The sequence below is a fragment of the Micromonospora sp. CPCC 206060 genome (assembly GCF_036906895.1).
GTDB lineage: Bacteria > Actinomycetota > Actinomycetes > Mycobacteriales > Micromonosporaceae > Micromonospora.
In genome coordinates this window covers 254,477-277,873 of record NZ_JBAKHU010000002.1, presented here as the reverse complement: position 1 = coordinate 277,873, position 23,397 = coordinate 254,477, and the positions used below count along the sequence as shown (strand labels likewise).

The following is a 23,397-nucleotide window of genomic DNA, read 5'->3' as shown; positions in this document are numbered from 1 at the left end:
AGCCGACCGGCGCCCTCACCGGCGTCAGCTGACGCCGCCCCCGGCATCTGACCGACGTACCCGCCGAAGCCGCGCCGCCCGGCACGACCCTGTGCCGGGCGGCACGGTCGCCGACGGCCCCGACCCCCTCTCCGCGTGAAGGAGATCCCCGTGTCCGCGACCCCCCTGCTGGAACTACGTGGCATCGACAAGAGCTTCGGTCCCGTCCAGGTCCTGCGTGACGTCGCCTTCAGCGTCCACCCCGGTGAGGTGACCGCGCTGGTCGGTGACAACGGCGCCGGTAAGTCCACGCTGGTCAAGTGCATCAGCGGCATCTACCCCACCGACGGTGGGCAGTTCCTCTTCAACGGGCAGCCGGTGAGCATCAACAGCCCCCGGGACGCCGCAGCGCTCGGTATCGAGGTCGTCTACCAGGACCTGGCGCTCTGCGACAACCTCGACATCGTGCAGAACATGTTCCTCGGGCGGGAGAAGCGCAGCGGCATCGTGCTCGACGAGCCGACCATGGAGCAGATGGCCGCGGACACCCTCGCCGGACTCTCGGTACGCACCGTGAAGTCCCTGCGCCAGCACGTCTCCAGCCTTTCCGGCGGGCAGCGCCAGACGGTGGCAATCGCCAAGGCGGTGCTCTGGAACAGCAAGCTGGTCATCCTCGACGAGCCAACCGCCGCGCTCGGCGTCGCGCAGACCGCCCAGGTGCTGGAACTGGTCCGCCGGCTGGCCGACAACGGGCTCGCCGTCGTGCTCATCTCCCACAACATGAACGACGTCTTCGCCGTCTCCGACCGGATCGCTGCGCTCTACCTCGGTCAGATGGTGGCCCAGGTGAAGACCACGGAGATCACCCACAGCCAGATCGTCGAGCTGATCACGGCCGGCCGCAGCGGACAGTTCGGGGCCGGCGGCGACACCAACGGCAACGGCGGCGTCAGCACCACGCACATCACCAGCCCGGGAGCGGACCGATGATCACCACGACAGCGGTGCACAAGGAGCAGTCACCGGGCCTCGCCCGGCCGACGGTCGCCAGCCACGCGCGCGACTACCTCCGCCGGGTAGGCGGCGGCGACCTGGGCGCCCTCCCCGCCGTACTGGGGCTGGTGGTGCTCTGCGCGGTCTTCTCGGTCGTCCGGCCGGCCTTCTTCACCGCGGCGAACTTCGCCAACCTGTTCAACCAGGGCGCGGCGGTCGCCGTGATCGCGATGGGCCTGATCTTCGTCCTGCTGCTCGGCGAGATCGACCTCTCCGCCGGCTTCACCAGCGGCGTCTGCGCGGCCATCCTGGCCAACGTCGCCACGGTGCTCGGCTACCCGTGGTACGTGGCGATCCTCGCCGCCATCGTCACCGGGATGGTGATCGGACTGACCCTGGGCTTCCTGGTCGCCAAGATCGGCATTCCGTCGTTCGTGGTCACCCTGGCCGGCTTCCTCGCCTTCCAGGGGGTGGTGCTGCTGCTGATGAAGGAGGGCACCAACATCACGATCCGGGACGAGGCGCTGGTCGGCATCCAGAACTCGAAGATCCCGCCGGCGCTGGGCTGGCTGATGGCCGCCGCTGCGGTCGCCGGGTACGCCACGGTGGCACTGCTGCGGCACCAGAAGCGCACCGCACGCGGACTGATCACCGAACCGCTGGCCGTGGTGCTGATCCGGATCGGCGGGCTGGCCCTCGTCCTGGGTCTGGCCGTCGGCATCCTCAACCAGGAACGCAGCTTCAACACCCTGATCATCTCCAACAAGGGCATGCCGGTGGTGGTCCCGATCATCGGTGTGCTGCTGGTCCTCTGGACGTTCGTGCTCAACCGCACCGCGTACGGCCGGCACATCTACGCGGTGGGCGGTAACAAGGAGGCCGCCCGCCGGGCCGGCATCAACGTGGACCGGATCCGCATCTCGGCCTTCGTGATCTGCTCGGCGATGGCGGCGATCGGCGGCATCATCGCTGCCAGCCGGGACCGCTCGGTCGACCCGAACACCGGCGGCAGTAACGTGCTGCTCTACGCGGTGGGCGCGGCGGTCATCGGCGGTACCAGCCTCTTCGGTGGCAAGGGGCGGGTGCTCGACGCGGTGCTCGGCGGGGCGGTGGTCGCGGTGATCGTCAACGGCATGGGCCTGATGGGCTACAGCTCGGGCGTGAAGTACGTGCTGACCGGGCTCGTGCTCCTGCTCGCCGCCGGTGTCGACGCGCTGTCCCGGCGCCGCGCCGGGGCGACAGGGAACCGTTGACCCGGTCGACGGGCGACCGCTGACCCCGGTCGGGCCGCCGCCGACCAGTATCCACAGTGGAGTAGGTGTACCGATGCGCGCAGGGCCGAGCCAGGAGGAGATCCGCCGGCAGAACCTCGGTGCGCTGCTCCGCTACGTGCACGTGCACGGGGCGACCTCCCGGGCCGAACTGACCACCACGCTGGGACTCAACCGCAGCACGATCGGGGCGCTCACCGCCGACCTGACCACCGCCGGTCTGGTCAGCGAGAGCAGCGCCCGGGAGACCGGCCGGGCCGGGCGACCGTCCCTGGTCGTCCGGCCGGAGTCGGAGCGGGTCTACGCGTACGCGTACAGCATCGAGGTGGACCGGCTGCGGGCGGCGCGGGTCGGCCTGGGCGGTGCGGTGCTGGACCGCCGCGAAACCGACCGGCCCCGGGGACTGACCGCCGAGGAGACCGTCCCACTGCTGGCCGACTTCGTCCGGCAGATGCACGGGAACGTGCCGGCCGGCTCGGTGTACGTCGGTGCCGGCGTCGCGGTCTGCGGGATGGTCCGTCGCGACGACGGCCTGATCCGGCTCGCGCCGCACACCGGCTGGATCGACGAACCGCTCGGCCGGGCGCTCAGCCGGGAACTGGCCTGCGGCGCGCCCGTCTCGATCGGCAACGTGGCCGACGTGGCCGCCTTCGCCGAGCATGCCCGGGGCGCCGCAGTCGGCTGCGACAACGTCATCTACCTCTACGGCGATGTCGGGGTCGGCGCCGGGATCATCGCCGGTGGGCGGCGGGTCACCGGGCACGGCGGGTACGGCGGTGAGGTCGGCCACATGGTGGTCAACCCCGCCGGCCGGCCCTGCGGGTGTGGCTCGCGGGGCTGCTGGGAGACCGAGATCGGCGAGTACGCGCTGCTCACCGCCGCCGGCCGGGACACTGCCCGGGGGTACGACGCACTACTCACCGTCATCGACGCCGCCGATCGCGGGGACGCCCGGGCCCAGGCGGCGGTCCGCCAGGTCGGTGACTGGCTCGGTTTCGGCGTCGCGAACCTGGTGAACATCTTCAACCCGGAGATGGTGATCTTCGGCGGATCGATGCGGGACGTCTATCTCGCATCGGCCGCCCAGGTCCGCAGTCGGCTCAACTCGAACGCCCTGCCAGCCTGCCGGGAGCACGTCCGGCTGCGTACGCCGAAGCTCGGCGAGGACGCGGCCCTGATCGGCGCGGCCGAACTGGCCTTCGAGCGTCTCCTCGCCGATCCGCTGGACGCCGGCTGAGCACACCGCTCTCTTCTACCCACGGTAACAGTGAAGCCCATCATGGGTTACCACAGTTAACATGAGCAAAGATCATCGCCACTAACACAAGGCCGAATACCAGGTAATTTGCGTCGCTGTTTATCGTGGTTGGTGATCACGAGCCGCCGCAACCCTCGACAGCGATAAGGGCTTCAGATGAGCGACAATTACCCTCCGTACGGGCCGTCCGATCCGAACGCGGGGCAGCAGCCATGGGCTCCGCCCCCCGCCCAGCCGGCGTACGGGCAGCCCGCCTACGGCCAGCCGACCTCCGGGCAGCCCTCGTACGGGCAGCCGACCTCCGGCCAGCCCGCATCCGGACAGCCCGCCTACGGGCAGCCCGGCTTCGACCAGCCGGCCGGCTACCCGCAGCAGCCCGGTTTCCCCCCGCCGCAGTTCGGCACCCCGGTCCCACCGAAGAAGTCCAGCAAGGGTCTGGTCATCGGACTCTCCGTCGGCGCCGCGGTCGTGGTGCTGCTCGCGCTCTGCGGTGTGGGCGTGGCGTACGTCGCCGGGCAGGACGACGAGGACCCGCCGACCCCGATCGCCTCCGGCGGGCCGACGGCCACCGCCCCGGCGGAGCCCGGAACCAGCCCTTCGGCTGACAACAACGAGCCGGACAACAACGGCAACAACAACGCGGTGACGGCCCGCTACTCCAGCGACTTCGAGGCCGTCTGCCAGGGCAGCCCGATCCTGAACTCGCTGCCCTACACGGCCGGCAGTGGCAAGGCGTACACGTTCTACAACTCGGTGGACCGGCCGGACAACTGGTCCATCCGGACCGTCGGCTACGGCAAGCCGTACTACGCCAAGAGCAGCGACTACACCACGGTCAGCGTCGTCGGCTGCCTGAAGTACGTCGACGGCAGCGAGGGCCCCGGCACCAAGTGCAACCTGAAGGGCAGCGACGACAAGGTCATCTCGATCGACTACGTCTCCTCGCGCTACGAGCTGACCTTCTACGCCGCGAAGACCGCCGAGAAGATCGGTGACGGCGGCACGATCAACGCACCGGCCAACCGTTGCCCGAGCTTCGTCACCTACAACAAGAACACCATGAAGGCGTACGCGGCCCCGGACAGCGGCGCCATCGAGGCGGCCCTGGACAAGTTCCTGGCCTGACCCGGTACCCGGGGCCGGGGCGGGGACGGATCAGCGTCCCGCCCCGGCCCCGGCCGTTTCCGCCGGTTGACTGTCCGACCCGGCGTCGACCGGCGTCCCCGCCGGCTGGTTGCCCGGCCCCGCCGGGTCGCCGTGCCAGGAGCGCCAGAGCGCGGCGTACGAGCCACCGGCCGCCACCAGCTCGTCGTGGGGGCCCAGCTCGGTGATCCGGCCGTCCTCCACCACCGCCACCCGGTCCGCGTCGTGGGCCGAGAAGAGCCGGTGCGCGATCGCGATGACGGTACGTCCGGCGAGCACCCCGGCGAGCGAACGCTCCAACGCGCGGGCCGCCCGGGGATCGATCAACGAGGTCGCCTCGTCCAGCACCAGCGTGTGCGGGTCGGCCAGCACCAGCCGGGCCAGGGCGAGCTGCTGCGCCTGCGCCGCGTCGAGCGGGTGGCCGCCCGAACCGACCACCGTGTCCAGCCCGGACGGCAGCTCGTCCGCCCAACCCAGTGCGTCGACCGCGGCGAGTGCGGCGCGTACCTCCGACTCGGACGCGGTCGGGCGGACCATCGACACGTTCTCCCGGAGGGTACCGATGAAGACGTGGTGTTCCTGGGTGACCAGGGCGACGTGCCGGCGCAGCTCGTCCAGGGGCAGCTCGGCCAGGGGTACCCCGCCGACGGTGACCGACCCGGTCCGCGGCACGTGGATGCCGGCGAGCAGCCGCCCCAGGGTGGACTTGCCGGCCCCGGACGGTCCGACCATGGCGATCCGCTCCCCCGGCTCGGGGGTCAGCGTCACCCCGTGCAGCACGTCCCGACCCGATCGGTAGGCGTACCGGACATCCCGGGCGGCCAGCCGCTGGTCGGCCGGCACCGGTCGCCGGTCGCCGGCGGACCGGTCCCCCGCCCCGGCCGCCGGTTCGGCCGGCTGGGCCACCCCGAGCAGCCGGGCCATCGAGGCGCCACCGACCTGGAGTTCGTCCAGCCAGGACAGCAACCGGTCCAGCGGGTCGGTGAGCTGCTGCACGTAGAGGGTGGCCGCGGTGACCTGGCCGAGGGTCACCCAGCCACGCAGGTAGAACCAACCACCGATGACCAGGGTGGCCACCACCGGCACCACGTAACCGACCTCGACCACCGGGAACCAGACGGTCCGCAGGAAAAGCGTGTACCGTTCGGCGGCGTACGACCGTCGGATGGCCTCGTCCGTGCGGGCCCGGCGCCGCGCCTGCTGCCGCAGCGCCTCGGTGGTCCGGCTGCCCTCGACGGCCTCGCTGATCCCGTCGGTGATGTCGGAGTACGCGGCGTTCTCCGCCAGGTAACCGGCCGGCGCCCGGCGCAGGTACCAGCGGGTGCCCACCCAGAGCACCGGCACCGCCAGCAGACAGGGCACCGCGAGCAGCGGACCGACCAGCAGCAGCGCCCCGACCACGAAACCACCGGTGACGATCGCGATGAGCGTCTCGGGTACCGCGAACCGGACCGTCCGGGACAACGCGGAGACGTCCCGGGAGGTCCGGGTGAGCAGGTCACCGGTACCGGCCCGCTCGACGGTGGCGAGCGGGATGGCCAGGATCCGGTCGACGAACTCCTCCCGCAGCTCGGCGAGGACCCGTTCACCGAGCCGGGCCGAGGCCAGGTGCGCGAAACGCATCAGCACCGACTGCACCACCACGAACGCCGCGATGGCCACGGCGATCCGGTCCACGGTCACCGCGCTGGTACCCCTGGAGATCCGTTCCACCAGGTCACCGAGGAGCCGGGGCGCGGCCAGGCCGGCCGTCGCGGCCAGCGCATGCAGCCCGAGCGCGGCGACCAGCACCCGGGGATGTCGCCGGATCAGGGTCCGCGCGTACCGGCGGACCTGTTTCGCGTCGGCGACCGGCAGTGCGGTGGCCATCAGTTCTCCTCCCGGCTGACCGTGGCCGCGTAGCGCGGCTCGGCGTCGAGCAGTTCGGTGTGGCTGCCCTCGGCCACCACCCGGCCGTCCGCCACGAAGATCACGTGATCGGCCCGCCCGAGCAGCAGCGGACTGGTCGTGCAGACCAGGGTGGTCCGGCCGGCGCGGGCGGCGGCGAGGTGCGCCGCGATCCGGGCCTCGGTGTGCGCGTCCACCGCGCTGGTCGGCTCGACCAGCACCAGCACCTCCGGGTCGGCGACCAGGGCCCGGGCCAGCCGCAGCCGCTGCTGCTGGCCGCCGGAGAACTCCCGGCCCCGCTCGGCGACCGTGCTGTTCAGCCCGTCCGGCAGCGCCTCGACGATGTCGGTGGCACCCGCCGTGACCAGCGCGGCCTGCACGGCCGCCCGGTCACCACGGTCGTGCGGGTCGAGCTCCGCGTACAGCGGACCGGTGAAGAGCCGCGCGTCGTTGTCGACCACCAGGATCCGCTCACGCACCGTCGACAGTGCCACGTCCCGCAGCGGTACGCCGTGCAGCGTCACCGGGGCGGCGGAGTCGGCGTACCGGCCGAGCCGGTCCGCGATGGCCGACGCGTCCTGCGGGGCGGCGGCGGCGAGCGCGGTGAACCGGCCCGGTCGGAGCACCAGCTGCGAGTCGGGGTCGACCAGTTCACCCGGCCCGTCGGGCAGCGGCACCGGGCGGGGCGGGTCGGCGAGGTCGGGGGCCATGCCGAGCAGGCGGGCCACCCGGCGGGCGGCGACGTGTCCCTTGGTGAACTTGTCGATTGCCTCGGTGAGCGTACGCAGCGGGGTGACCAGGAACGCCGTGTAACCGTAGAACGCGACGAGCTGACCGACACTGATTTCGCCGCGCAGCGCGAACCGGGCGCCGAGCCAGGTGACCAGCACCACGAACATGCCGGGCAGCAGGATCTGTGCCGCCTCCAGCAGCGACTCGACCCGGGCGACGCGTACCCCGTCGGCGCGCAGCGCCTGGGACTCGGTGCGGTAGCGCGCCGAGAGGACCGGCTCGCCACCCACGCCGCGTAGCACCCGCAGCCCGGACACGATGTCACCGGCCCGGGTGGTCAGCTTTCCCTCCGAGTCGCGGTACGCCTCCTGCTGCCGGTGCAGGGGTCGGATGAGCAGCCCGACCACGGCGGTCAGCACCGGCACCCCGACCAGCACGACCAGTCCGAGCGGGACCGAGGCGTCCAGCAGGATCACGGTGACGGTGACGATGGCGACCACCGCGCCGATCGCCCGGGGCACGATGTCGATCGCCCCGCCGATGTGGCCGATGTCGGCGGTGCCGATGCTCACCACCTCACCGACGGCCACCCGGCGGGGCAGGGCGGCACCGAGCCGGTTGGCCTGGTCGACGGTGAGCTGGATGGTCCGGTAGGCCGATGCCAGCCAGTTGAACACCGCACAGCGGTGCCGCAGCACCCCGGCCACCGCCTGCACCACCCCGAGGGTGAGCAGCACCAGTCCCCAGGTGAGCAGGGCGTCGGGATCCCGGGCGGTCAGACCGGCGTCGACGGCCAGGCCGATGGCCGCCGGCATCAACGCCTGGGCGACCATCCAGACCACCCCGAACACCACCCCGGCGGCGAGCGGGCCCCGGACCCGGGCCGCGAGCCAGAACAGGAACCGGGTGGCGGACCGATGGTCCGGGGTACCCGTCTCCGGGATCGGTAACGGCCGCATGTGGCGGAAGCTAACGCCCGGAAATCCGGTTGCGCGAGTAATTTCCGCTGATTATGCCGGTCAGCGGTCGACCTGGGTGAAGTCCCACGAGTGCGGCGGCCGGGCCACCAGCGTGGCCGGCGGATCGGGCAGCGGACGCGGGTTGCTGCGCCACTTGGAGATGACCACCAGCCGGTGGTCGGTCGAGGTGAAGACCTCGCTGGACAGGTGCAGCGGGTCGTGCTCGAAATCGGGCAGCACCTGGTCGCAGACCCAGGTGATCAGGTCGGCGAAACCGTACGGCTCCGCCCGCGCCTCCCACATCCGTACGATCACGTCGCCCATCCCCCTGCCCCGGCCTGCCGGCGGAACGTTACACACTGGTTCCCTACACGCTTACCTGGGTCAACGGCATGGCCGAATCGGCGGGCAGATCCAGCCGGCTCGGGGCCACGCCTGACGCGACCAGATGGGAGCCGAGCGCGGCCACCATCGCCCCGTTGTCCGTGCAGAGCCTCGGGCGGGGTACCCGGACCCGGATGCCGTACCGGGCGGCCCGCTGGTCGGCCATCACCCGCAGCCGCGAGTTGGCCGCCACCCCACCACCGATGACCAGCGTCTCCACCCCGTTGCTGCGGCACGCGTCGATCGCCTTGCGGACGAGCACGTCGCAGACCGCCTCCTGGAAACTGGCCGCCACGTCGGCGACCGGTACCGGCTCGCCGGCCCGCTGCCGGCCCTCGACCCAGCGGGCCACCGCCGTCTTCAGTCCGGAGAAGGAGAAGTCGTACCGGTGTGCGGCCAGATCCTTCGGGGCGGTCAGGCCACGTGGGAAGGCGATCGCGGCGGCATCCCCGGACCGGGCCTCCCGGTCGATGTACGGGCCACCCGGGAAAGGCAGACCGAGCAGCCGGGCCACCTTGTCGAACGCCTCACCGGCCGCGTCGTCGATGGTGGCGCCGAGCGGGGTGACCCCGGTGGCCAGGTCGTCCACCATCAGCAGGGACGAGTGGCCACCGGAGACCAGTAGGGCCACCGCCGGTTCGGGGAGCGGGCCGTGTTCGAGGGTGTCCACCGCGACGTGCGCGGCGAGGTGGTTGACGCCGTACACCGGCTTCTCGGCGGCGACCGCGTACCCCTTGGCGGCGGCGACCCCGACCAGCAGCGCACCGGCCAGCCCCGGGCCGGCGGTGACCGCAATCGCGTCGATGTCGGCGAGGGTGACCCCCGCCTCCTTCAGTGCCCGGTCCATGGTCGGCACGATGGCCTCCAGGTGGGCCCGGCTGGCCACCTCGGGTACCACGCCGCCGAACCGGGCGTGCTGCTCGACGCTGGAGGCGAGCGCGTCGGCGAGCAGGGTGTGCCCCCGTACGATGCCGACCCCGGTCTCGTCGCAGGAGGTCTCGATACCCAAGATGAGCGGCTCGTCAGCCATCGTCTCTCTGTCCCCCACCGTCAGTCGTGGTCCGCGTCGCGCCGCATCACCAGCGCGTCGGTGTTGCTCGGCTGGTAGTAGCCCCGGCGCACGCCGACCGGTTCGAACCCGTACGTCGCGTAGAGCTGCTGGGCGGCGGCGTTGTCCACCGCCACCTCCAGCAGGGTGGCCCCGATCCCGCACCGGTCGGCCTCGGCGAGCAGCGCCACCAGCAGGGACCGTCCGATGCCCCGCCGCTGGGCGTCCCGGCGCACCGCGATGTTCTGCACCCAGGCCTCGTCCGGGGCCGCCACGCTCAGCCCGGCGTAGCCGAGCAGCCGGCCGGTGTCGTCCAGGGCGGCCAGGTAGAAATGGCCGTTGGCCAGCTCGTTCCAGAACATGGCCGCGGACCACTGCTCGGCACCGAAGAGGTCGGCCTCGATGGGCAACACGTCGTCGATGTGCCACCAGCGGAACCGGGTCAACGTCACGGTGCCGGTCACGGCAGCACGGACTTGCGTCCGGCGGCGGCCACCGCGTCCGGCCGTCGCAGGTAGAGCGGGGTGAGTAGCTCGGTCGGGGCGCCGGAGCGGATCCGTTCGGCGGCGAGTCGGGCGAGCGCGTCCGGGGCGGGGTAGCGCGGTTCGACCTGGACCGGCAGGCCGAGCACGTCGGCGTACCGGTGCGCGCCGTCACCCACCGCCACGGTGACGCCGAGATCCCGGGCCCGGGCTGCGGCCTCGGTGGGCAGGTCGACGTTGGGCCCGGCGATCCGCTGCCCGGCCCCGTCGTACACCGCCCAGTAGAGCTCCCGGCGCCGCGCGTCACTGGCCGCCAGAACCGGTTCTCCGGCGGCGACCGGGTACCCGATCCCGTCGAGCGAGCAGACCCCGTAGGTGGGGATGCCGAGCACCTGGCCCATGGCCGCAGCGGTGACCAGCCCGACCCGCAGACCGGTGAACGGACCGGGACCGAGCCCGGCGACGATCGCGGCCAGGTCGGCCGGTCGGGCGCCGGCCTCGGCGAGCACCGCGTCGACCTGGGGCGCGAGCAGCTCGCCGTGGGCCCGGGCGTCGACCGTGCACCGTTCGGCGCGCAGCGCGACGCCCTCGCCGGAGATCTCCACCAGCGCCGCGATCACCGCCGGGGTCGACGAGTCCACCACGAGTACCAACACAGTGAGCAACCCTATCCGGCCACCGGTCGCCACCCCCGGCACGCCCCGGCGTGGGACGGGCGGGCCGGGTGGGCGGGCCGGGTCCGGGCGGCCGGAGCGGGGTGGGCGGGCCGGGTCCGGGCGGCCGGAGCGGGGTGGGTGGGCCGGACGGAGGCGCGGCAACCGGTGAGAGGCTGATACCGCTGAGGCATATTCATGACTCTGAGGTATCGCGCTCGTCGCGTTTCGTGGAGCATCCGGGCATGCCCACCAGCCGCCTGGTCACGATCATCCGCCGGACCCTGCGCCGGCAGCGCGAACTACACCGATTGACCCAACGGGAGCTGGCGGAGCTGGCCGACGTCAGTCAGGCCACGATCGCCCGGATCGAGCGCGGCGACCGGGTACCGTCCATTCCCCTGCTGGAACAGATCCTCGCCGCCCTGGACAGCCAGCTCACGGTGACGGTCGAACCGTTGGACGCCCACCTGGACGCCCGGATCGACGAGTTGGCCGGGCAGCCACTCACGGAACGGATCGCCGACACGTCCCTGGACCGGACGGCCCGCAGACTGGGTGACCTGCCGTACGTCCTCACCGGCGCCACGGCCGCCCTGCTCCAGGGCGCCCCGGTACCGGCTGACGCCACCGAGATCGCGCTGAGCTGGGCCGACTCGGCCCGCTTCACGGCTTGGCTGGCCGATGTCTACGCGCAACGGTGGAACGCCCGGTGGCAGCAGTTCGGCCATCTACGGCTGGAGCCCGAGGAGCCCGGCGACCACCGGTGGAGCACCTCGGTCGGGGAGATCCGGGCGACGATGTGCGACACGCTGCCCGAGGCGATCGAGGTCCGGCACGGTGAGCGAAGCTACCGGGTGGTGCCGCTGGCGCAGGTGGAGATCACCGATCCCGGTACCGCCGCCCTGCTGCACCGGTACCGGACGTTGCAGAGCGGCGGTGCGGACCGTCGACCGGGCTCAGCCGGCTGAACGCGCCCAGTCGATGGGCGGCAGCCCGGCGTCGGCCAACGCCTTGTCGGTGGCGCTGAACGGGCGGCTGCCGAGGAAACCACGCGGGTTCATCGGGCTGGGGTGACCGGCCTCCAGCACCACGTGCTGCGGGTTGGTCACCAGGTCGCGCTTCTTGCGGGCGTACCCGCCCCAGAGCAGGAAGACCACCCGGCTGGACATCGCGTCCAACGCCTTGATGGTCGCGTCGGTGAACTCCTCCCAGCCCGAGTTGGCGTGCGAGCCGGGCTTCGCCTGCCGGACGGTCAGCACCGCGTTGAGCAGCAGCACCCCCTGCGCGGCCCAGCCGCTCAGGTTGCCGCTGGTCGGCTTGGCCACGCCGAGGTCCTCGCCCAGCTCCTTGAAGACGTTGCGCAGCGACGGCGGCACCGACACCCCGTCCCGGACGCTGAAGCTCAGCCCGTGCGCCTGCCCGGCCTTGTGGTACGGGTCCTGGCCGAGGATCAGCACCCGGCAGTCCGCCGGGGCGCAGAGCCGGTACGCCGAGAAGAGGTCCTCGACCGGCGGGAAGACCGTCTGGGTGGCGTACTCCTCGGCGACGAAGGCACCGAGCTCGGCGGTCCGGGCCGGGTCGAGGTGCGGGGTGAGCGCGGTCCGCCAGTCGGCGGGGAGCAGCTCCAGCAGGTCCAGGGGTGGTACGTCGTCGGCCATCGGCCACCTTCCTCGCAGCGGGTCGGCTACTTCCTATCAGTCCGGACCGACAGTGGCGGCGGCGCACTACGCTGCGGCCACCTCACGAAAGGACCCTCGATGCGCAAGACGCTGCTGCCCCTCCTGGCACTGGCCCTGGTCACCGGACTGGCCTGTGGTTCCGGCTCCGGCGGAAAGAAATCGTCCAGCAGCGGAAAGAGCTCCTCCGACCGGGGGACAAGCAGCCGCGGCACCGACTCCGACGACAGCGCGAACACCGGTGACCCGACCCCGGCGGCCAAGCCGAGTGCCAGCCCCACCCGGAAGAAGGTCGCCGCGCTGACCTGTAAGCAGTTGGAGACCGCGCAGCTGGGCAGCCCGACATCGCGGTACAACGGCTACCCCGACCCGATCCCGTTGCTCGACGGCATGTGGTCCGGTGAGGACGGGGTGGTCGTCGCGTTGCAATCACCCTGCGCCATCGGTGACCTGACCGGCGACGGGGCGGCGGACGCGGTAGTGCCGGTGATGATGGACGGCGGCGGCACCGGCAAGTTCTGGCAGCTCGTCGTGTTCCGCAACGTTAGCGGCCGGCCGTCCTACGTCACGGTGACCGAGATCGGCGACCGTACGCCGGTCGAGAACGTCTCGATCAGCAGCCAGCAGGTGAGGGTGGTCTACCTGACCCGCCCCGACGACGCCGCGATGGCGGAGGTGGCCATCCGGCGTACCGCGATCTACCGGCTGAGCGGGAGCACCCTGCGCGAGGTCAGCCACACCGACGCGCCGTACCGCCCCTGACCCGGATGCCGTCGGAGTCCGCGAGGCGGGTCGGCCAGTCGCCGCCGACGCCGGTCAGCTCGACCACCCGGGTGTCGTCGTCACGCCGGTCGATGGTGATCCGCAGGTGCGCGTCCCCGAGCTGCTCGACCATCCCCTCGCCCCACTCGACCACGGTCACCGCCTCGTCCATCGAGGCGTCCAGGTCGAGGTCGTCGATCTCCGCACGCGGATCCGCGGCATCACCGAGCCGGTACGCGTCGGCGTGCACCAGGGCCACCCGGCCGCCGCGTGCCGAATCGGGTCGGTGTACCCGGGCGATCACGAAGGTCGGCGAGGTGATGTCACCGAGTACGCCCAGGCCGGCGCCGATCCCCTGCACCAGGGCGGTCTTGCCGGCGCCCAGCGGGCCGGACAGGATGACCAGGTCCCCGGCGCGCAGCAGCCCGGCGAGTCGTACGCCGAAGGCGCGGGTGTCGTCCACGGTGGCCAGTTCGAAGACGTGGCTCATGTCGGCAGTCTCTCCAGGAAGTCCAGTAGCGCGGCGTTGACCTCGTCCGCGTGCTCCAGCATCACCACGTGACCGCTGTCCGGGATCGTGACGGACTCCGCATTGGGCAGCCGCCGCAGGATCTCCTCGGTGTGCACCACCGGCGTGATCATGTCCTTGTCCCCGACCAGCACCAGGGTCGGCGTGTCGGCCAACGCGACGAGTGCCGGGTGACGCGAGTGGGTGCCCAGGGTACGCAGGTAACGGGTGACCGTGTCGGCGGAGGTGTGCGAGTTCATCTGCTCGACGTACGACACCAGGGCCGGGGACGGCCGTGGCGTACCGAAGCCGTACTTCCGGGTGAGCAGCCAGGCGACGTCGGACGCGGACCGGCGGGCCCGGTCGATGAACGTGCCGCCGTACCGGGTGGCGTTGTTGACCATGAACAGCAGCGGTCCGCCGACCCGCCCGAGCAGCGCCGGCACGACCAGCTTGGTCTCCGACAGCAGGCCACCCGAGGTGGCCATCAGCACGGTGCCGACCACCCGGTCGCCGAACAGCTCCGGGTACAGCTCGGCGAACGCCATGATCGTCATGCCGCCCATCGAGTGGCCGACCAGCACGAGCGGCCCCTCCGGGGTGGTCCGGTCGATGACCGCGCGCAGGGTACGGCCCAGCACGGCGAGGTCGTACTCGCCGGTCTCCAGCCGCCCCGACTGGCCGTGCCCCGGCTGGTCGTACGCGACGATCCGGTAGTCACCCCGCTCGGCGAGCATTTTGCGCTGGAAGTGGAACGTCCCCATGTCCAGGCAGAAGCCGTGCACCAGCACCACCGTCGGATTCCGTCCGGTGTCCCGGGTCGGCTCGACCACCTCGATGTGGATGTCGGTACCGTCCGGCATCTCGATCTGGAACGACTCGTCGTACCGCTGCTCACCGAAGGGCTCGTCGGCGTACCGGTCACCCGGGTCGGCTTTGGCCCGGCGGACCAGGAAACGTTCCAGGGCCAGCCCGGCGGCGGCCACCCCGACCGTCGCGCCGACGACCCCGGCCACCTTCGCCGCACCCGAGCGGGGGCTCGGGATACGGGACCTGCGTTCACTCACCGTCGTAGGCACGGGATACCCGTACCCCGCCGAAGCGGGCGACTATCTCGTAGTTGATGGTGCCCACAGCGGCAGCCCAGTCGTCGGCGGTCGGCTCCCCCTCGGCTCCGCTGCCGAACAGGGTGGCCACGTCACCGGGAGCGACCGGATCGTCCCCGCAGTCCAGCACGATCTGGTCCATGCAGACCCGCCCGGCGACGGTCCGCACCCTGCCGGCCAGGTGCACCGGCCCGACGTTGGAGGCGTGCCGGGGCACCCCGTCGGCGTACCCGACCGGCACCACGGCCAGGGTGGTCTCCCGTTCGGTCAGGTAGGTGTGGCCGTACGAGACTCCGCTGCCGGCGGGTACCCGCTTGGTGAGGGTGACCCGGGCGCGGGCGCTCATCGCCGGCCGCAGCCCGAACCGCTCCCCCTCGACCGGGGAGAGCCCGTAGATCGCGATGCCCGGCCGGACCAGGTCGAAGTGGGTGTCCGGGCGGGTCAGGGTGGCGGCCGAGTTGGCCAGGTGCCGCCAGCGGGGGCGCAACCCGACCCGTTCGGCGAGCGCCACGCCCTCGACGAAGACCGCGAGCTGCCGGTCGATGGTCGGATGGCCGGGCGCATCGGCGTACGCGAAGTGGCTCCACACCCCGACCACCTCGACGGTCCCGTCGGCCTGGGCCTTCGCGGCGGCGTCGAGCAGCGCCGGCCAGTCGGGGACGGTGGCGCCGCCCCGGGACAGACCGGTGTCGATCTTGAGGTGCACCCGGGCCGGGCGGCCGGCCCGCTGCGCGGCGACCACCAGTTCGTCGAGCTGGTCGGTACTGGCCGCGGCCAGGTCCACCCCGGCCGAGACGCCCTCGTGCAGCGGCAGCCCCGGCGCCAGCAGCCAGGCCAGCACCGGTGCGGTCACCCCGCCCCGACGCAGTGTCAACGCCTCGTCGAGGGTGCAGACGCCGAGCGCGGTCGCCCCCGCGTCGAGCGCGGCCCGGGCGACGGGCAGCATGCCGTGGCCGTACCCGTCGGCCTTCACCACGGCCATCAGCTCGGCGCTGGTGCCGGCCCGCAACCGGGCCACGTTCTCACGGATCGCGTCGAGGTCGACGCGTACCTCGGCCTGCCACATGCCACCAGCCTACTTTCCCCGGCGATCATCACCTGGTCAGTCGGCGGTGAGCGGGGCGAGAACCGTGCGGAGGGCCCCGACCACGTCGGGGGCGGTCACCGGACCATGCCGCGCGGCCTCCCGGCCGGCCAGCCCGTGCAGGTACGCGGCCAGCACCGCCGCCCGCACGGCGGGCAGCCCGGCGGCGAGCAGCGAGCCGAGCAGCCCGGCGAGCACGTCGCCGGTGCCCCCGGTGGCCAGGGCCGGGGTACCGGTCGGATTGACGTACGCCTGACCGTCCGGCGTGCCCACCACCGTGCGGTCCCCCTTGAGCAGGACCACCGCGTTCATCCAGGCGGCCAGCTTCAGGGCGGCACCGACCCGGTCGGCGCCCGGCGACCCGCCGCAGAGCCGGGCGTACTCCCGGTCGTGCGGGGTGACCACGATCGGCGCGTCCCGCTGCCGCAGCCGGTCGGCCATCGAGCCGTCCACCAGGAGGGTGAGCGCGTCCGCGTCGAGCACCGCCGGGACGGACGAGGCGAGCACGCAGCGCAGTTCGGTGGTGGCCGACTCGTCGGTACCCAGCCCCGAGCCGCAGACCCAGGCCTGTACCCGGCCGGTGTCGGCGACCCGGTCGGTGGCGATCACCGACGGGTACCGGCGCAGCACCTCGGCCCGGGCGCTGCCCGCGTACCGGACCAGGCCGGTCGGGCCGGCGAGCGCGCCGCCCACGGAGAGCACGGCCGCACCCGGGTAGGTGGCCGAACCGGTGGCCACCCCGACCACGCCCCGGGTGTACTTCTCCGACGCCGGACCGAGCGGGGGCCACCAGGCGGCGACGTCCGACCATTCGGTGACCCGGAGCGCGGGCGTGCTCCGCAGCCACGGCCCCAGCCCGATGTCGACCAGCTCGACCTGCCCGGCCAGCGCCGCCGCCGGACCGACCACCAGGGCCGGCTTGAGGCAGCCGAAGGCGACGGTCACGTCGGCGGTGACCGCCGACGGACGGCCGTCCGGGCCGGTCGGGACGTCCCCGGTGTCCACGGCGACCCCGCTCGGCACGTCGACCGCGACCATCGTCGGCCGTCGGCCGTCCCGCCCGCGCCGGGCGGCCAGGCCGGTCACCACCGTCATGGCGGGTCCGCGCAGGCCACCGGCGCCACCGATGCCGACGAGCCCGTCGAGTACGAGGTCCACCCGGGCCGGGGGTGCGTCGACGACCCGCCCACCGGCGGCCCGCAGGGCCGCCAGCCCGGCGGCGTGTGCTCGCTCGGGGTTCAGCAGCAGGGCGCTGACCGCGGCGCCGCGCCGGGCCAGGTGCACACCGGCGTAGAGCGCGTCCCCGCCGTTGTCGCCGGAGCCGACCAGCAGCAGCACCGGGGCGGCGTACACCCCGCCCCGGTCACCGAGCAGCAGCGCGCAGCGGCGGGCCAGTCCGGCGGCGGCCCGCTGCATCAGCGTCCCGGGCGGCAGGGTCGCCATCAGCGCGGCCTCGGCCGCCCGGACATCCGTGACCCGCCATGCCGGCCTCATGCGACCCCGCCCTTCCGCTCTGCCCCGGGGCCCGGCCACCGGGTCACCGCTCCGCCCATCCCGGCAGCCGTGCCGCCGCCACCTTCGGACCGGCTCACTGCTCCGCCACCACCATCGCCGAGGCGATCCCGCCGTCGTGGGAGAGCGAGAGGTGCCAGCGGTGCACGCCACGCTCGGCGGCGGCTGCGGCGACCGTCCCGGAGACGGTCAGCCAGGGCCGGCCGTCCGGGTCCGCGACGACCTCACAGTCGTGCCAGTGCAGACCGGCGGGTACGCCGAGCGCCTTGGCCACCGCCTCCTTCGCGGCGAACCGGGCAGCCAGTGACTCCGACGACCGGGGGTTGCCGGAACCGGTGTGCCGCTCGGCCTCGGTGAACAACCGGTCCGCGAGCAGAGGGGTGCGGGCCAGGGCACGGGCGAACCGCTCCACCAGAACGACATCGATGCCGACCGCGACGATCACGCCCCCACCCTACCGGCGCGGATCGGTCAGATTAGCCCCCCTCGGCACGCCGGGCAACGGCTGTGGACAACCGACGACTGTCCCGGGATCCCCGTTGTCCACAGGGCTGCCGCCCGACCGGCGGTGCCACCTACCGTCAGCTCCGTCGATGGGTTGCGGAGGAGGTCGGGATGGTTGACGAGGTACTCCGGGTGGAGACCGGCGAGCTACGGGCCGCCGCCCGACGGCTCGCGGAAACCGGGCACCGGCTGGGGCACGGGCTGGCCGGGGAGCCGGGCCTGCTCGTACCGGCCCCCGGTTGGCGGGCCACCGAGGCGCTCACCGAACTGGACTCGGTGCTGCACGGCTGGCTGTGCCGGGTCGGCGGCCAGGTGGCGGCCAGCGCCACCGGGGTGGGCTCCGCCGCCGACGAGTACGACGCGGTGGACTCCCGGGCCGCCGGCCGGTTGACCGGGGTGCCACGGTGACCTCGTACGCCCAGCTCTGGGCGGCCGACCCGGCGCTCTGGGAGGGCGCCGGCACCGCCTGGCGGGGCGTCGGCGACCTGCTCCGCCGCCGGGCCGGGGAGCTGACGGCGGTCGCCGGGGATCTCGACCGGAGCTGGTCGGGGGCGGCGTCCCGGGCGGCCACCGGCCGGTTGGGCACGCTCCGCACCGGGTTGTTGGACCGGGTCCCGCTCGGCATCGAGGTCGACCAGATCCTCGCCGAGTACGCCGCCCGGCTGCGGACCGCCCGGGCCCGTCTCGCCTCGGCGGTGGCGCTGCTGCCGCAGGCGGGCGCGCAGATCGACCGGCAGGGTCGGGTGTCCCTCGACCCGGCCGTGCCCCGGCAGCCGGCGCACGCCGGGCCGACGGTCAGCCAGGTGTCGGCGCAGGTGGGCGCCGCGCTGGCGGTGGCGGACGCGGCGGACCGGGAGGCGGCGACCCGGCTCACCGGCCTCGCCGACGCGCTGGAGGGCGACTGGGTGGAGCCGCCCGGGGCGTACCGGCCGCCGGAGGGGGCCGATCCGGCACTGGTCCGGCTCTGGTGGGACCGGTTGACCCCGGCGCAGCGGCGCTGGCTGGTCGGCCACGAACCGGCCCTGGTCGGCCGGCTGGACGGGGTGCCGGCGACCGCCCGGGACCAGGCCAACCGGCTGCTGCTGGCGACCCGACGGGCCGCCCTGCTCGTCGAGCGGTCCGTGATCGCCGCCCGGTTCCCGCAGGGACCACTGGAGCTGGCCGCGCTGCGGCACCTGGACGGGCGGATCGCCGGCATCGACGGGATCGCCGAGCGGCTGGCCGAGGGGGTACCGCGCGGGTACCTGCTCGGTCTCGACCAGGCTGGTGACGGTCGGGCGATCGTGGCGCTCGGCAACCCGGACCGGGCGGCGAACGTGCTCACCTACGTACCGGGGATGACCTCCGATCTGGCCAGCCTCGACGGCGAGCTGGGCCGGGCCGCCCGGGTCGCGGCCCGCTGCGCCGAGCTGGATCCGGCGACCGAGACGGCGGCGGTGCTCTGGCTGGACTACGACGCTCCGGACTTCGTCGGCGAGGCGTCCCGGGACCGGCAGGCGGTGGATGCCGGCCCGGCCCTGCACCGGTTCCAGGAGGGCCTGCGGGAAACCCACGACGGGCCACCGGCCCGGCAGACCATACTCGGCCACAGTTACGGATCACTGGTGGTCGGTACGGCGGCCCGCGACCACGGGCTGGCCGCCGACGCACTGGTCTTCGTCGGTTCCCCGGGTGTGGGGGTGGACAGTGCGGCCGAGCTGCGGATCCCGGCGGGTCAGGTGTGGGCCAGTACGGCCGACGACGACCTGATCCGGCACACCCGCCCGCCGGCCGAGCTGGCCGGTCGGGTCGTCCTGGGCGGGCTGCCCACGCTGCTGTTCGGGCGGGACGACGACCACTGGTTCGGCACCGACCCGAGCGGTACGGAGTTCGGTGGCCGGACCTTCCCGAGCGGCCGGAACGGCCACACCGGCTACTGGGACCACGACAATCCGGCGCTGGACGGGATGGCCCGGATCGTGCTCGACCGCACCGGATGAGCCGGGCCCCTCCCCCGGGAAGGGGCCCGGGTCAGCGGGTCAGCGGGTCACTCGACGGTGACCGACTTGGCCAGGTTGCGCGGCTGGTCGACGTCGTGCCCCCGGGCGGCGGCGATCTCCGCCGCGAGGACCTGCAACGGGACGGTGGTCACCAGCGGGGCGAGCAGGGTGGGGGTACGCGGCACGTAGATCACGTGGTCGGCGTAGGGCAGCACCGCCTCGTCGCCCTCCTCGGCGATCACGATGGTGCGGGCGCCCCGGGCGCGTACCTCCTGGATGTTGGAGACGACCTTGTCGTGCAGCATGCCCCGGCCGGCCGGCGACGGCACCACGCAGACCACCGGGGTGCCCTGGTCGATCAGGGCGATCGGGCCGTGCTTCAGCTCCCCGGCGGCGAACCCCTCGGCGTGCATGTACGCCAGCTCCTTGAGCTTGAGCGCACCCTCCAGGGCCACCGGGTAACCGACGTGCCGGCCGATGAAGAGCACGGTCGGCGCGGCCTTCAGGTCACGGGCCAGCTCGCGGACCGGCTCGATCCGGCCGAGCAGCTCGCGCAGCTTGCCGGGTACCTCCTGGAGCTGGTCGACCACGGCGGCGACCTCGTCGGCGAACTTGATCCCGCGCACCTGGGCCAGGTGCAGGCCGATCAGGTAGCAGGCGACGAGTTGGGTGAGGAACGCTTTGGTGGAGGCGACGGCGATCTCCGGCCCGCCGTGGGTGTAGAGGACCGCGTCCGACTCACGCGGGATGGTGGAGCCGTTGGTGTTGCAGATGGCCAGCACCCGGGCCTTCTGCTCCTTGGCGTGCCGGAGCGCCATCAGGGTGTCCATGGTCTCGCCGGACTGTGAGATCACCACCACCAGCGTCGACCGGTCGAGTACCGGGTCGCGGTAGCGGAACTCGCTGGCCAGCTCCACCTCGCAGGGGATCCGGGTCCAGTGCTCGATGGCGTACTTGGCGACCATGCCCGAGTGGTACGCCGTTCCGCAGGCCACGATGAAGATCTTGTCGACGTCACGCAGGTCCTGGTCGCTGAGGCGGACCTCGTCCAGCGCGATCTCACCGGTCTCGGTGAGCCGGCCGAGCAGGGTGTCGGCGATCGCCTGCGGCTGCTCCTCGATCTCCTTGAGCATGAACCAGTCGTAGCCGCCCTTCTCGGCGGCCGAGGCGTCCCAGTCGATGTGGAAGTCCTTGCCGGAGGCCGGGTTGCCGTCGAAGTCGGTGATCTCGATGCTGTCGCCAGTGATCAGCACGATCTGGTCCTGGCCCAGCTCGACCGCGTCCCGGGTGTGCTCGATGAACGCGGAGACGTCGCTGGCCAGGTAGTTCTCGCCCTGGCCGCGACCGACCACCAGCGGGGAGTTGCGCCGAGCGCCGACCACCGCGCCGGGGACACTGGCGTCCACCGCGAGGAGGGTGAAGGCACCCTCCAGCCGCTGGCAGACCTGCCGCATCGCCTCGGCGAGCAGCTGCGGGGAGTCGGCGTGCCCGGCGGCCCGCAGCTGGCCGAGCGCGATGGAGATCAGATGCGCGGCGCACTCGGTGTCGGTGTCGCTGGTGAACTGCACCCCGTCGGCCTCCAGCTCGGCGCGGAGCCGGGCGAAGTTCTCGATGATGCCGTTGTGGATCACCGCAACCTGGCCGTCCCGGGCAACGTGCGGGTGGGCGTTGCGGTCGGTGGGGCCGCCGTGGGTGGCCCAGCGGGTGTGCCCGATGCCGGTGGTGCCGTCCCCGATGCCGATCGTGTCGCAGTCGGCGGCGTCCCGCTCGGCGAGGATCTTCTCCAGGTTGGCCAGCTTGCCGGCCTTCTTCTCGGTGAGCAGTTCGTCGCCGCAGACGATCGCCACGCCCGCCGAGTCGTAGCCGCGGTACTCCAGCCGCCGCAAGCCGTCCAGCACGATGCCCAGCGCCGGTCGGGCACCGGCGTAACCCACGATTCCGCACATGGCCCGCAGCCTAACCTACTTTCACTCACGCTGCTTGCGCGAAAGCCGGCTAAACACGCAACGTACCTGATTGCTAGCTGACCCAAAGAGAGTTTTGGGTTTTTTGTCACCCACGCCAGCCTTCGGACAGGCCACTGGAAACGCGCCCCTTCCAGCAACCTCCACCCCCTGAGTCGATCATGGAGTTATGGTGGGGATATACGTGATAAAAGTGCTGAATCGACCACCAGAACGCCATGATCAGATACTCGGCGCCGCTCCCTGTACCCGCCGCTTCCGGGCCCGGGAAATGCCCTGCCCCTCCTCTAGGCTGAGCGGCGTGACGACGATCGCCGATACCGACCCGCTCGTGGCCCGGATGCGCCCCTTCGGCACCACGATCTTCGCGGAGATGTCCGCGCTGGCCGTCCGGACCGGTGCGGTCAACCTGGGGCAGGGCTTCCCGGACACCGACGGTCCGCCGGAGATGCTGGCCGCTGCGGTGGAGGCGCTACACGGCGGGCAGAACCAGTACCCGCCCGGACCGGGGATCCCCGCCCTGCGTGCGGCGGTGGCCGACCACCAGCGCCGGTTCTGGGGACTGGAGTACGACCCGGACGGGCAGATCCTGGTCACCGCAGGCGCCACCGAGGCGATCGCCGCCACCATCCTCGCCTTCTGCGAGGCGGGCGACGAGGTGGTCTGCTTCGAGCCGTACTACGACTCGTACGCCGCCTCGATCGCGCTCGCCGGTGCGGTCCGCCGCCCGGTCACGCTGCGTCCCGGCGCCGACGGCCGGTACGCCTTCGACCCGGACGAACTGCGGGCCGCCTTCGGACCGCGTACCCGCCTGGTGCTGCTGAACACCCCGCACAACCCGACCGGGAAGGTCTTCACGGTTGACGAGCTGGCCCTGATCGCCGGGCTCTGCCAGGAGCACGGCGGGTACGCGGTCACCGACGAGGTCTACGAGCATCTGGTGTTCACCGACGCGGCCACCGCGCACGTACCGCTGGCCACGCTGCCGGGCATGTGGGAGCGGACGCTGCGCATCTCGTCGGCCGGCAAGACCTTCTCCTGTACCGGCTGGAAGGTCGGCTGGGTGAGCGGGCCGGCCCGGCTGGTCTCGGCGGTGACCCGGGTCAAGCAGTTCCTGACCTTCGTCAACGCCGCGCCCCTGCAACCGGCGGTCGCGGTCGCCCTGGGGCTGCCGGACAGCTACTACGACGACTTCCGGGCCGGTATGCAGCAACGCCGGGACCAGCTCGTCGGCGGCCTGGTCGACGCCGGGTTCGACGTGCTGACCCCGGAGGGAACGTACTTCGTCACCGCCGACATCTCCCGGCTCGGTGGCCGGGACGGCGTGGAGTTCTGCCGGGCCCTACCGGAGCGGTGCGGGGTGGTGGCGGTACCGACCCAGGTCTTCTACGACGACCCGGAGGCGGGCAGCCGGCTGATCCGGTTCGCCTTCTGCAAGCGCCCGGAGGTACTCACCGAGGCGGTCACCCGACTGCGCGCCCTGACCTGACCCCCACACGGACCCGACCGG

The 23,397-nt window shown here is 72.5% G+C and carries 22 protein-coding genes; 9 read left to right on the top strand and 13 right to left on the bottom strand.

Translation table 11 applies throughout. The features are described 5' to 3' along the window. Positions 1-150 precede the first annotated feature (150 nt). From V6U90_RS03705 to V6U90_RS03690, 4 genes are all read left to right on the top strand, one after another. Entirely contained in the window at positions 151-969 is an 819-nt protein-coding gene (locus tag V6U90_RS03705) for an ATP-binding cassette domain-containing protein (RefSeq protein ID WP_334431102.1), read from the top strand. Continuing rightward, entirely contained in the window at positions 966-2,225 is a 1,260-nt protein-coding gene (locus V6U90_RS03700; RefSeq protein ID WP_442933514.1) for a sugar ABC transporter permease, read from the top strand. The genes V6U90_RS03705 and V6U90_RS03700 overlap by 4 nt, the downstream gene beginning before the upstream one ends. A gap of 73 nt (positions 2,226-2,298) precedes the next feature. Beyond that, a complete protein-coding gene (locus tag V6U90_RS03695; RefSeq protein WP_334431101.1) occupies positions 2,299-3,480 on the top strand; it encodes an ROK family transcriptional regulator in 1,182 nt (393 codons plus the stop codon). A 177-nt stretch (positions 3,481-3,657) separates the two neighbouring features. Further along, complete coding sequence (locus V6U90_RS03690; protein ID WP_334431100.1) at positions 3,658-4,626, top strand: hypothetical protein; 969 nt, start codon at positions 3,658-3,660, stop codon at positions 4,624-4,626. 30 nt (positions 4,627-4,656) lie between these two features. On the opposite strand, the gene V6U90_RS03685 is transcribed toward V6U90_RS03690, so the two are convergent. The 6 genes from V6U90_RS03685 to tsaB are packed head-to-tail and all read right to left on the bottom strand — an operon-like array spanning position 4,657 to position 10,792. Then, positions 4,657-6,513 carry an ABC transporter ATP-binding protein gene (locus V6U90_RS03685; RefSeq protein WP_334431099.1) on the bottom strand — a complete coding sequence of 619 codons (1,857 nt, stop codon included), beginning with the start codon at positions 6,511-6,513 and terminating at the stop codon, positions 4,657-4,659. Next, positions 6,513-8,222, bottom strand: a complete 1,710-nt coding sequence (locus V6U90_RS03680) for an ABC transporter ATP-binding protein (protein ID WP_334431098.1) — start codon at positions 8,220-8,222, stop codon at positions 6,513-6,515. Before V6U90_RS03680 ends, V6U90_RS03685 begins: the two co-directional genes overlap by 1 nt. Positions 8,223-8,282: 60 nt before the next feature. Then, positions 8,283-8,537 (bottom strand): hypothetical protein, encoded by a 255-nt coding sequence (locus tag V6U90_RS03675; protein WP_334431097.1) that lies wholly within the window; start codon positions 8,535-8,537, stop codon positions 8,283-8,285. A 52-nt stretch (positions 8,538-8,589) separates the two neighbouring features. Continuing rightward, the gene (tsaD, locus tag V6U90_RS03670) at positions 8,590-9,636 is read right to left on the bottom strand and encodes a tRNA (adenosine(37)-N6)-threonylcarbamoyltransferase complex transferase subunit TsaD (protein ID WP_334431096.1); all 1,047 of its coding nucleotides are present in this window, start codon (positions 9,634-9,636) and stop codon (positions 8,590-8,592) included. A gap of 20 nt (positions 9,637-9,656) precedes the next feature. Then, the gene (gene rimI, locus V6U90_RS03665; protein WP_334431186.1) at positions 9,657-10,106 is read right to left on the bottom strand and encodes a ribosomal protein S18-alanine N-acetyltransferase; all 450 of its coding nucleotides are present in this window, start codon (positions 10,104-10,106) and stop codon (positions 9,657-9,659) included. An 8-nt stretch (positions 10,107-10,114) separates the two neighbouring features. Then, positions 10,115-10,792: a tRNA (adenosine(37)-N6)-threonylcarbamoyltransferase complex dimerization subunit type 1 TsaB gene (gene tsaB / locus V6U90_RS03660; protein ID WP_334431095.1), complete on the bottom strand. Its 678-nt coding sequence runs from the start codon at positions 10,790-10,792 to the stop codon at positions 10,115-10,117. 242 nt (positions 10,793-11,034) lie between these two features. On the opposite strand from tsaB, the gene V6U90_RS03655 reads away from it, so the two are divergent. Then, a complete protein-coding gene (locus V6U90_RS03655; RefSeq protein WP_334431094.1) occupies positions 11,035-11,760 on the top strand; it encodes a helix-turn-helix transcriptional regulator in 726 nt (241 codons plus the stop codon). On the opposite strand, the gene ung is transcribed toward V6U90_RS03655, so the two are convergent. Beyond that, positions 11,749-12,450, bottom strand: coding sequence for a uracil-DNA glycosylase (gene ung / locus V6U90_RS03650; protein ID WP_334431093.1), 702 nt, complete (start codon positions 12,448-12,450; stop codon positions 11,749-11,751). The two genes, V6U90_RS03655 and ung, sit on opposite strands and share 12 nt — an antisense overlap. A gap of 99 nt (positions 12,451-12,549) precedes the next feature. On the opposite strand from ung, the gene V6U90_RS03645 reads away from it, so the two are divergent. After that, positions 12,550-13,230, top strand: coding sequence for a hypothetical protein (locus V6U90_RS03645; RefSeq protein ID WP_334431092.1), 681 nt, complete (start codon positions 12,550-12,552; stop codon positions 13,228-13,230). On the opposite strand, the gene tsaE is transcribed toward V6U90_RS03645, so the two are convergent. The 5 genes from tsaE to V6U90_RS03620 form a co-directional block, all read right to left on the bottom strand. Then, a complete protein-coding gene (gene tsaE / locus V6U90_RS03640) occupies positions 13,199-13,720 on the bottom strand; it encodes a tRNA (adenosine(37)-N6)-threonylcarbamoyltransferase complex ATPase subunit type 1 TsaE (RefSeq protein ID WP_334431091.1) in 522 nt (173 codons plus the stop codon). The genes V6U90_RS03645 and tsaE overlap by 32 nt on opposite strands. After that, entirely contained in the window at positions 13,717-14,805 is a 1,089-nt protein-coding gene (locus V6U90_RS03635; protein ID WP_442933513.1) for an alpha/beta fold hydrolase, read from the bottom strand. Before V6U90_RS03635 ends, tsaE begins: the two co-directional genes overlap by 4 nt. Then, positions 14,798-15,910: an alanine racemase gene (gene alr / locus V6U90_RS03630; RefSeq protein WP_334431090.1), complete on the bottom strand. Its 1,113-nt coding sequence runs from the start codon at positions 15,908-15,910 to the stop codon at positions 14,798-14,800. Before alr ends, V6U90_RS03635 begins: the two co-directional genes overlap by 8 nt. 36 nt (positions 15,911-15,946) lie before the next feature. After that, a complete protein-coding gene (locus tag V6U90_RS03625; RefSeq protein WP_334431089.1) occupies positions 15,947-17,422 on the bottom strand; it encodes an NAD(P)H-hydrate dehydratase in 1,476 nt (491 codons plus the stop codon). Between the two features lie 94 nt (positions 17,423-17,516). Further along, positions 17,517-17,885: a holo-ACP synthase gene (locus tag V6U90_RS03620; RefSeq protein WP_334431088.1), complete on the bottom strand. Its 369-nt coding sequence runs from the start codon at positions 17,883-17,885 to the stop codon at positions 17,517-17,519. 170 nt (positions 17,886-18,055) lie between these two features. Here V6U90_RS03620 and V6U90_RS03615 point away from each other — a divergent pair, with 170 nt between their 5' ends. Then, entirely contained in the window at positions 18,056-18,352 is a 297-nt protein-coding gene (locus tag V6U90_RS03615) for a hypothetical protein (RefSeq protein ID WP_334431087.1), read from the top strand. Then, positions 18,349-19,923, top strand: a complete 1,575-nt coding sequence (locus tag V6U90_RS03610) for an alpha/beta hydrolase (protein WP_334431086.1) — start codon at positions 18,349-18,351, stop codon at positions 19,921-19,923. The genes V6U90_RS03615 and V6U90_RS03610 overlap by 4 nt, the downstream gene beginning before the upstream one ends. Positions 19,924-19,970: 47 nt before the next feature. Here V6U90_RS03610 and glmS read toward each other — a convergent pair whose 3' ends face one another. Further along, the gene (glmS, locus tag V6U90_RS03605; RefSeq protein WP_334431085.1) at positions 19,971-21,869 is read right to left on the bottom strand and encodes a glutamine--fructose-6-phosphate transaminase (isomerizing); all 1,899 of its coding nucleotides are present in this window, start codon (positions 21,867-21,869) and stop codon (positions 19,971-19,973) included. 289 nt (positions 21,870-22,158) lie between these two features. Here glmS and V6U90_RS03600 point away from each other — a divergent pair, with 289 nt between their 5' ends. After that, complete coding sequence (locus V6U90_RS03600) at positions 22,159-23,376, top strand: pyridoxal phosphate-dependent aminotransferase (protein WP_334431084.1); 1,218 nt, start codon at positions 22,159-22,161, stop codon at positions 23,374-23,376. Positions 23,377-23,397 lie beyond the last annotated feature (21 nt).

Excerpts from the sequence above, each read along its gene's own strand:
- V6U90_RS03700 (WP_442933514.1), top strand. The coding sequence starts at position 966 with ATGATCACCACGACAGCGGTGCACAAGGAGCAGTCACCGGGCCTCGCC.
- V6U90_RS03655 (WP_334431094.1), top strand. The coding sequence starts at position 11,035 with ATGCCCACCAGCCGCCTGGTCACGATCATCCGCCGGACCCTGCGCCGG.
- alr (WP_334431090.1), bottom strand. The coding sequence starts at position 15,910 with ATGTGGCAGGCCGAGGTACGCGTCGACCTCGACGCGATCCGTGAGAAC.
- V6U90_RS03680 (WP_334431098.1), bottom strand. The coding sequence starts at position 8,222 with ATGCGGCCGTTACCGATCCCGGAGACGGGTACCCCGGACCATCGGTCC.
- tsaD (WP_334431096.1), bottom strand. The coding sequence starts at position 9,636 with ATGGCTGACGAGCCGCTCATCTTGGGTATCGAGACCTCCTGCGACGAG.
- V6U90_RS03600 (WP_334431084.1), top strand. The coding sequence starts at position 22,159 with ATGCCCTGCCCCTCCTCTAGGCTGAGCGGCGTGACGACGATCGCCGAT.
- ung (WP_334431093.1), bottom strand. The coding sequence starts at position 12,450 with ATGGCCGACGACGTACCACCCCTGGACCTGCTGGAGCTGCTCCCCGCC.
- tsaE (WP_334431091.1), bottom strand. The coding sequence starts at position 13,720 with ATGAGCCACGTCTTCGAACTGGCCACCGTGGACGACACCCGCGCCTTC.
- V6U90_RS03695 (WP_334431101.1), top strand. The coding sequence starts at position 2,299 with ATGCGCGCAGGGCCGAGCCAGGAGGAGATCCGCCGGCAGAACCTCGGT.
- V6U90_RS03685 (WP_334431099.1), bottom strand. The coding sequence starts at position 6,513 with ATGGCCACCGCACTGCCGGTCGCCGACGCGAAACAGGTCCGCCGGTAC.
- V6U90_RS03625 (WP_334431089.1), bottom strand. The coding sequence starts at position 17,422 with ATGAGGCCGGCATGGCGGGTCACGGATGTCCGGGCGGCCGAGGCCGCG.
- V6U90_RS03615 (WP_334431087.1), top strand. The coding sequence starts at position 18,056 with ATGGTTGACGAGGTACTCCGGGTGGAGACCGGCGAGCTACGGGCCGCC.
- glmS (WP_334431085.1), bottom strand. The coding sequence starts at position 21,869 with ATGTGCGGAATCGTGGGTTACGCCGGTGCCCGACCGGCGCTGGGCATC.
- V6U90_RS03645 (WP_334431092.1), top strand. The coding sequence starts at position 12,550 with ATGCGCAAGACGCTGCTGCCCCTCCTGGCACTGGCCCTGGTCACCGGA.
- V6U90_RS03690 (WP_334431100.1), top strand. The coding sequence starts at position 3,658 with ATGAGCGACAATTACCCTCCGTACGGGCCGTCCGATCCGAACGCGGGG.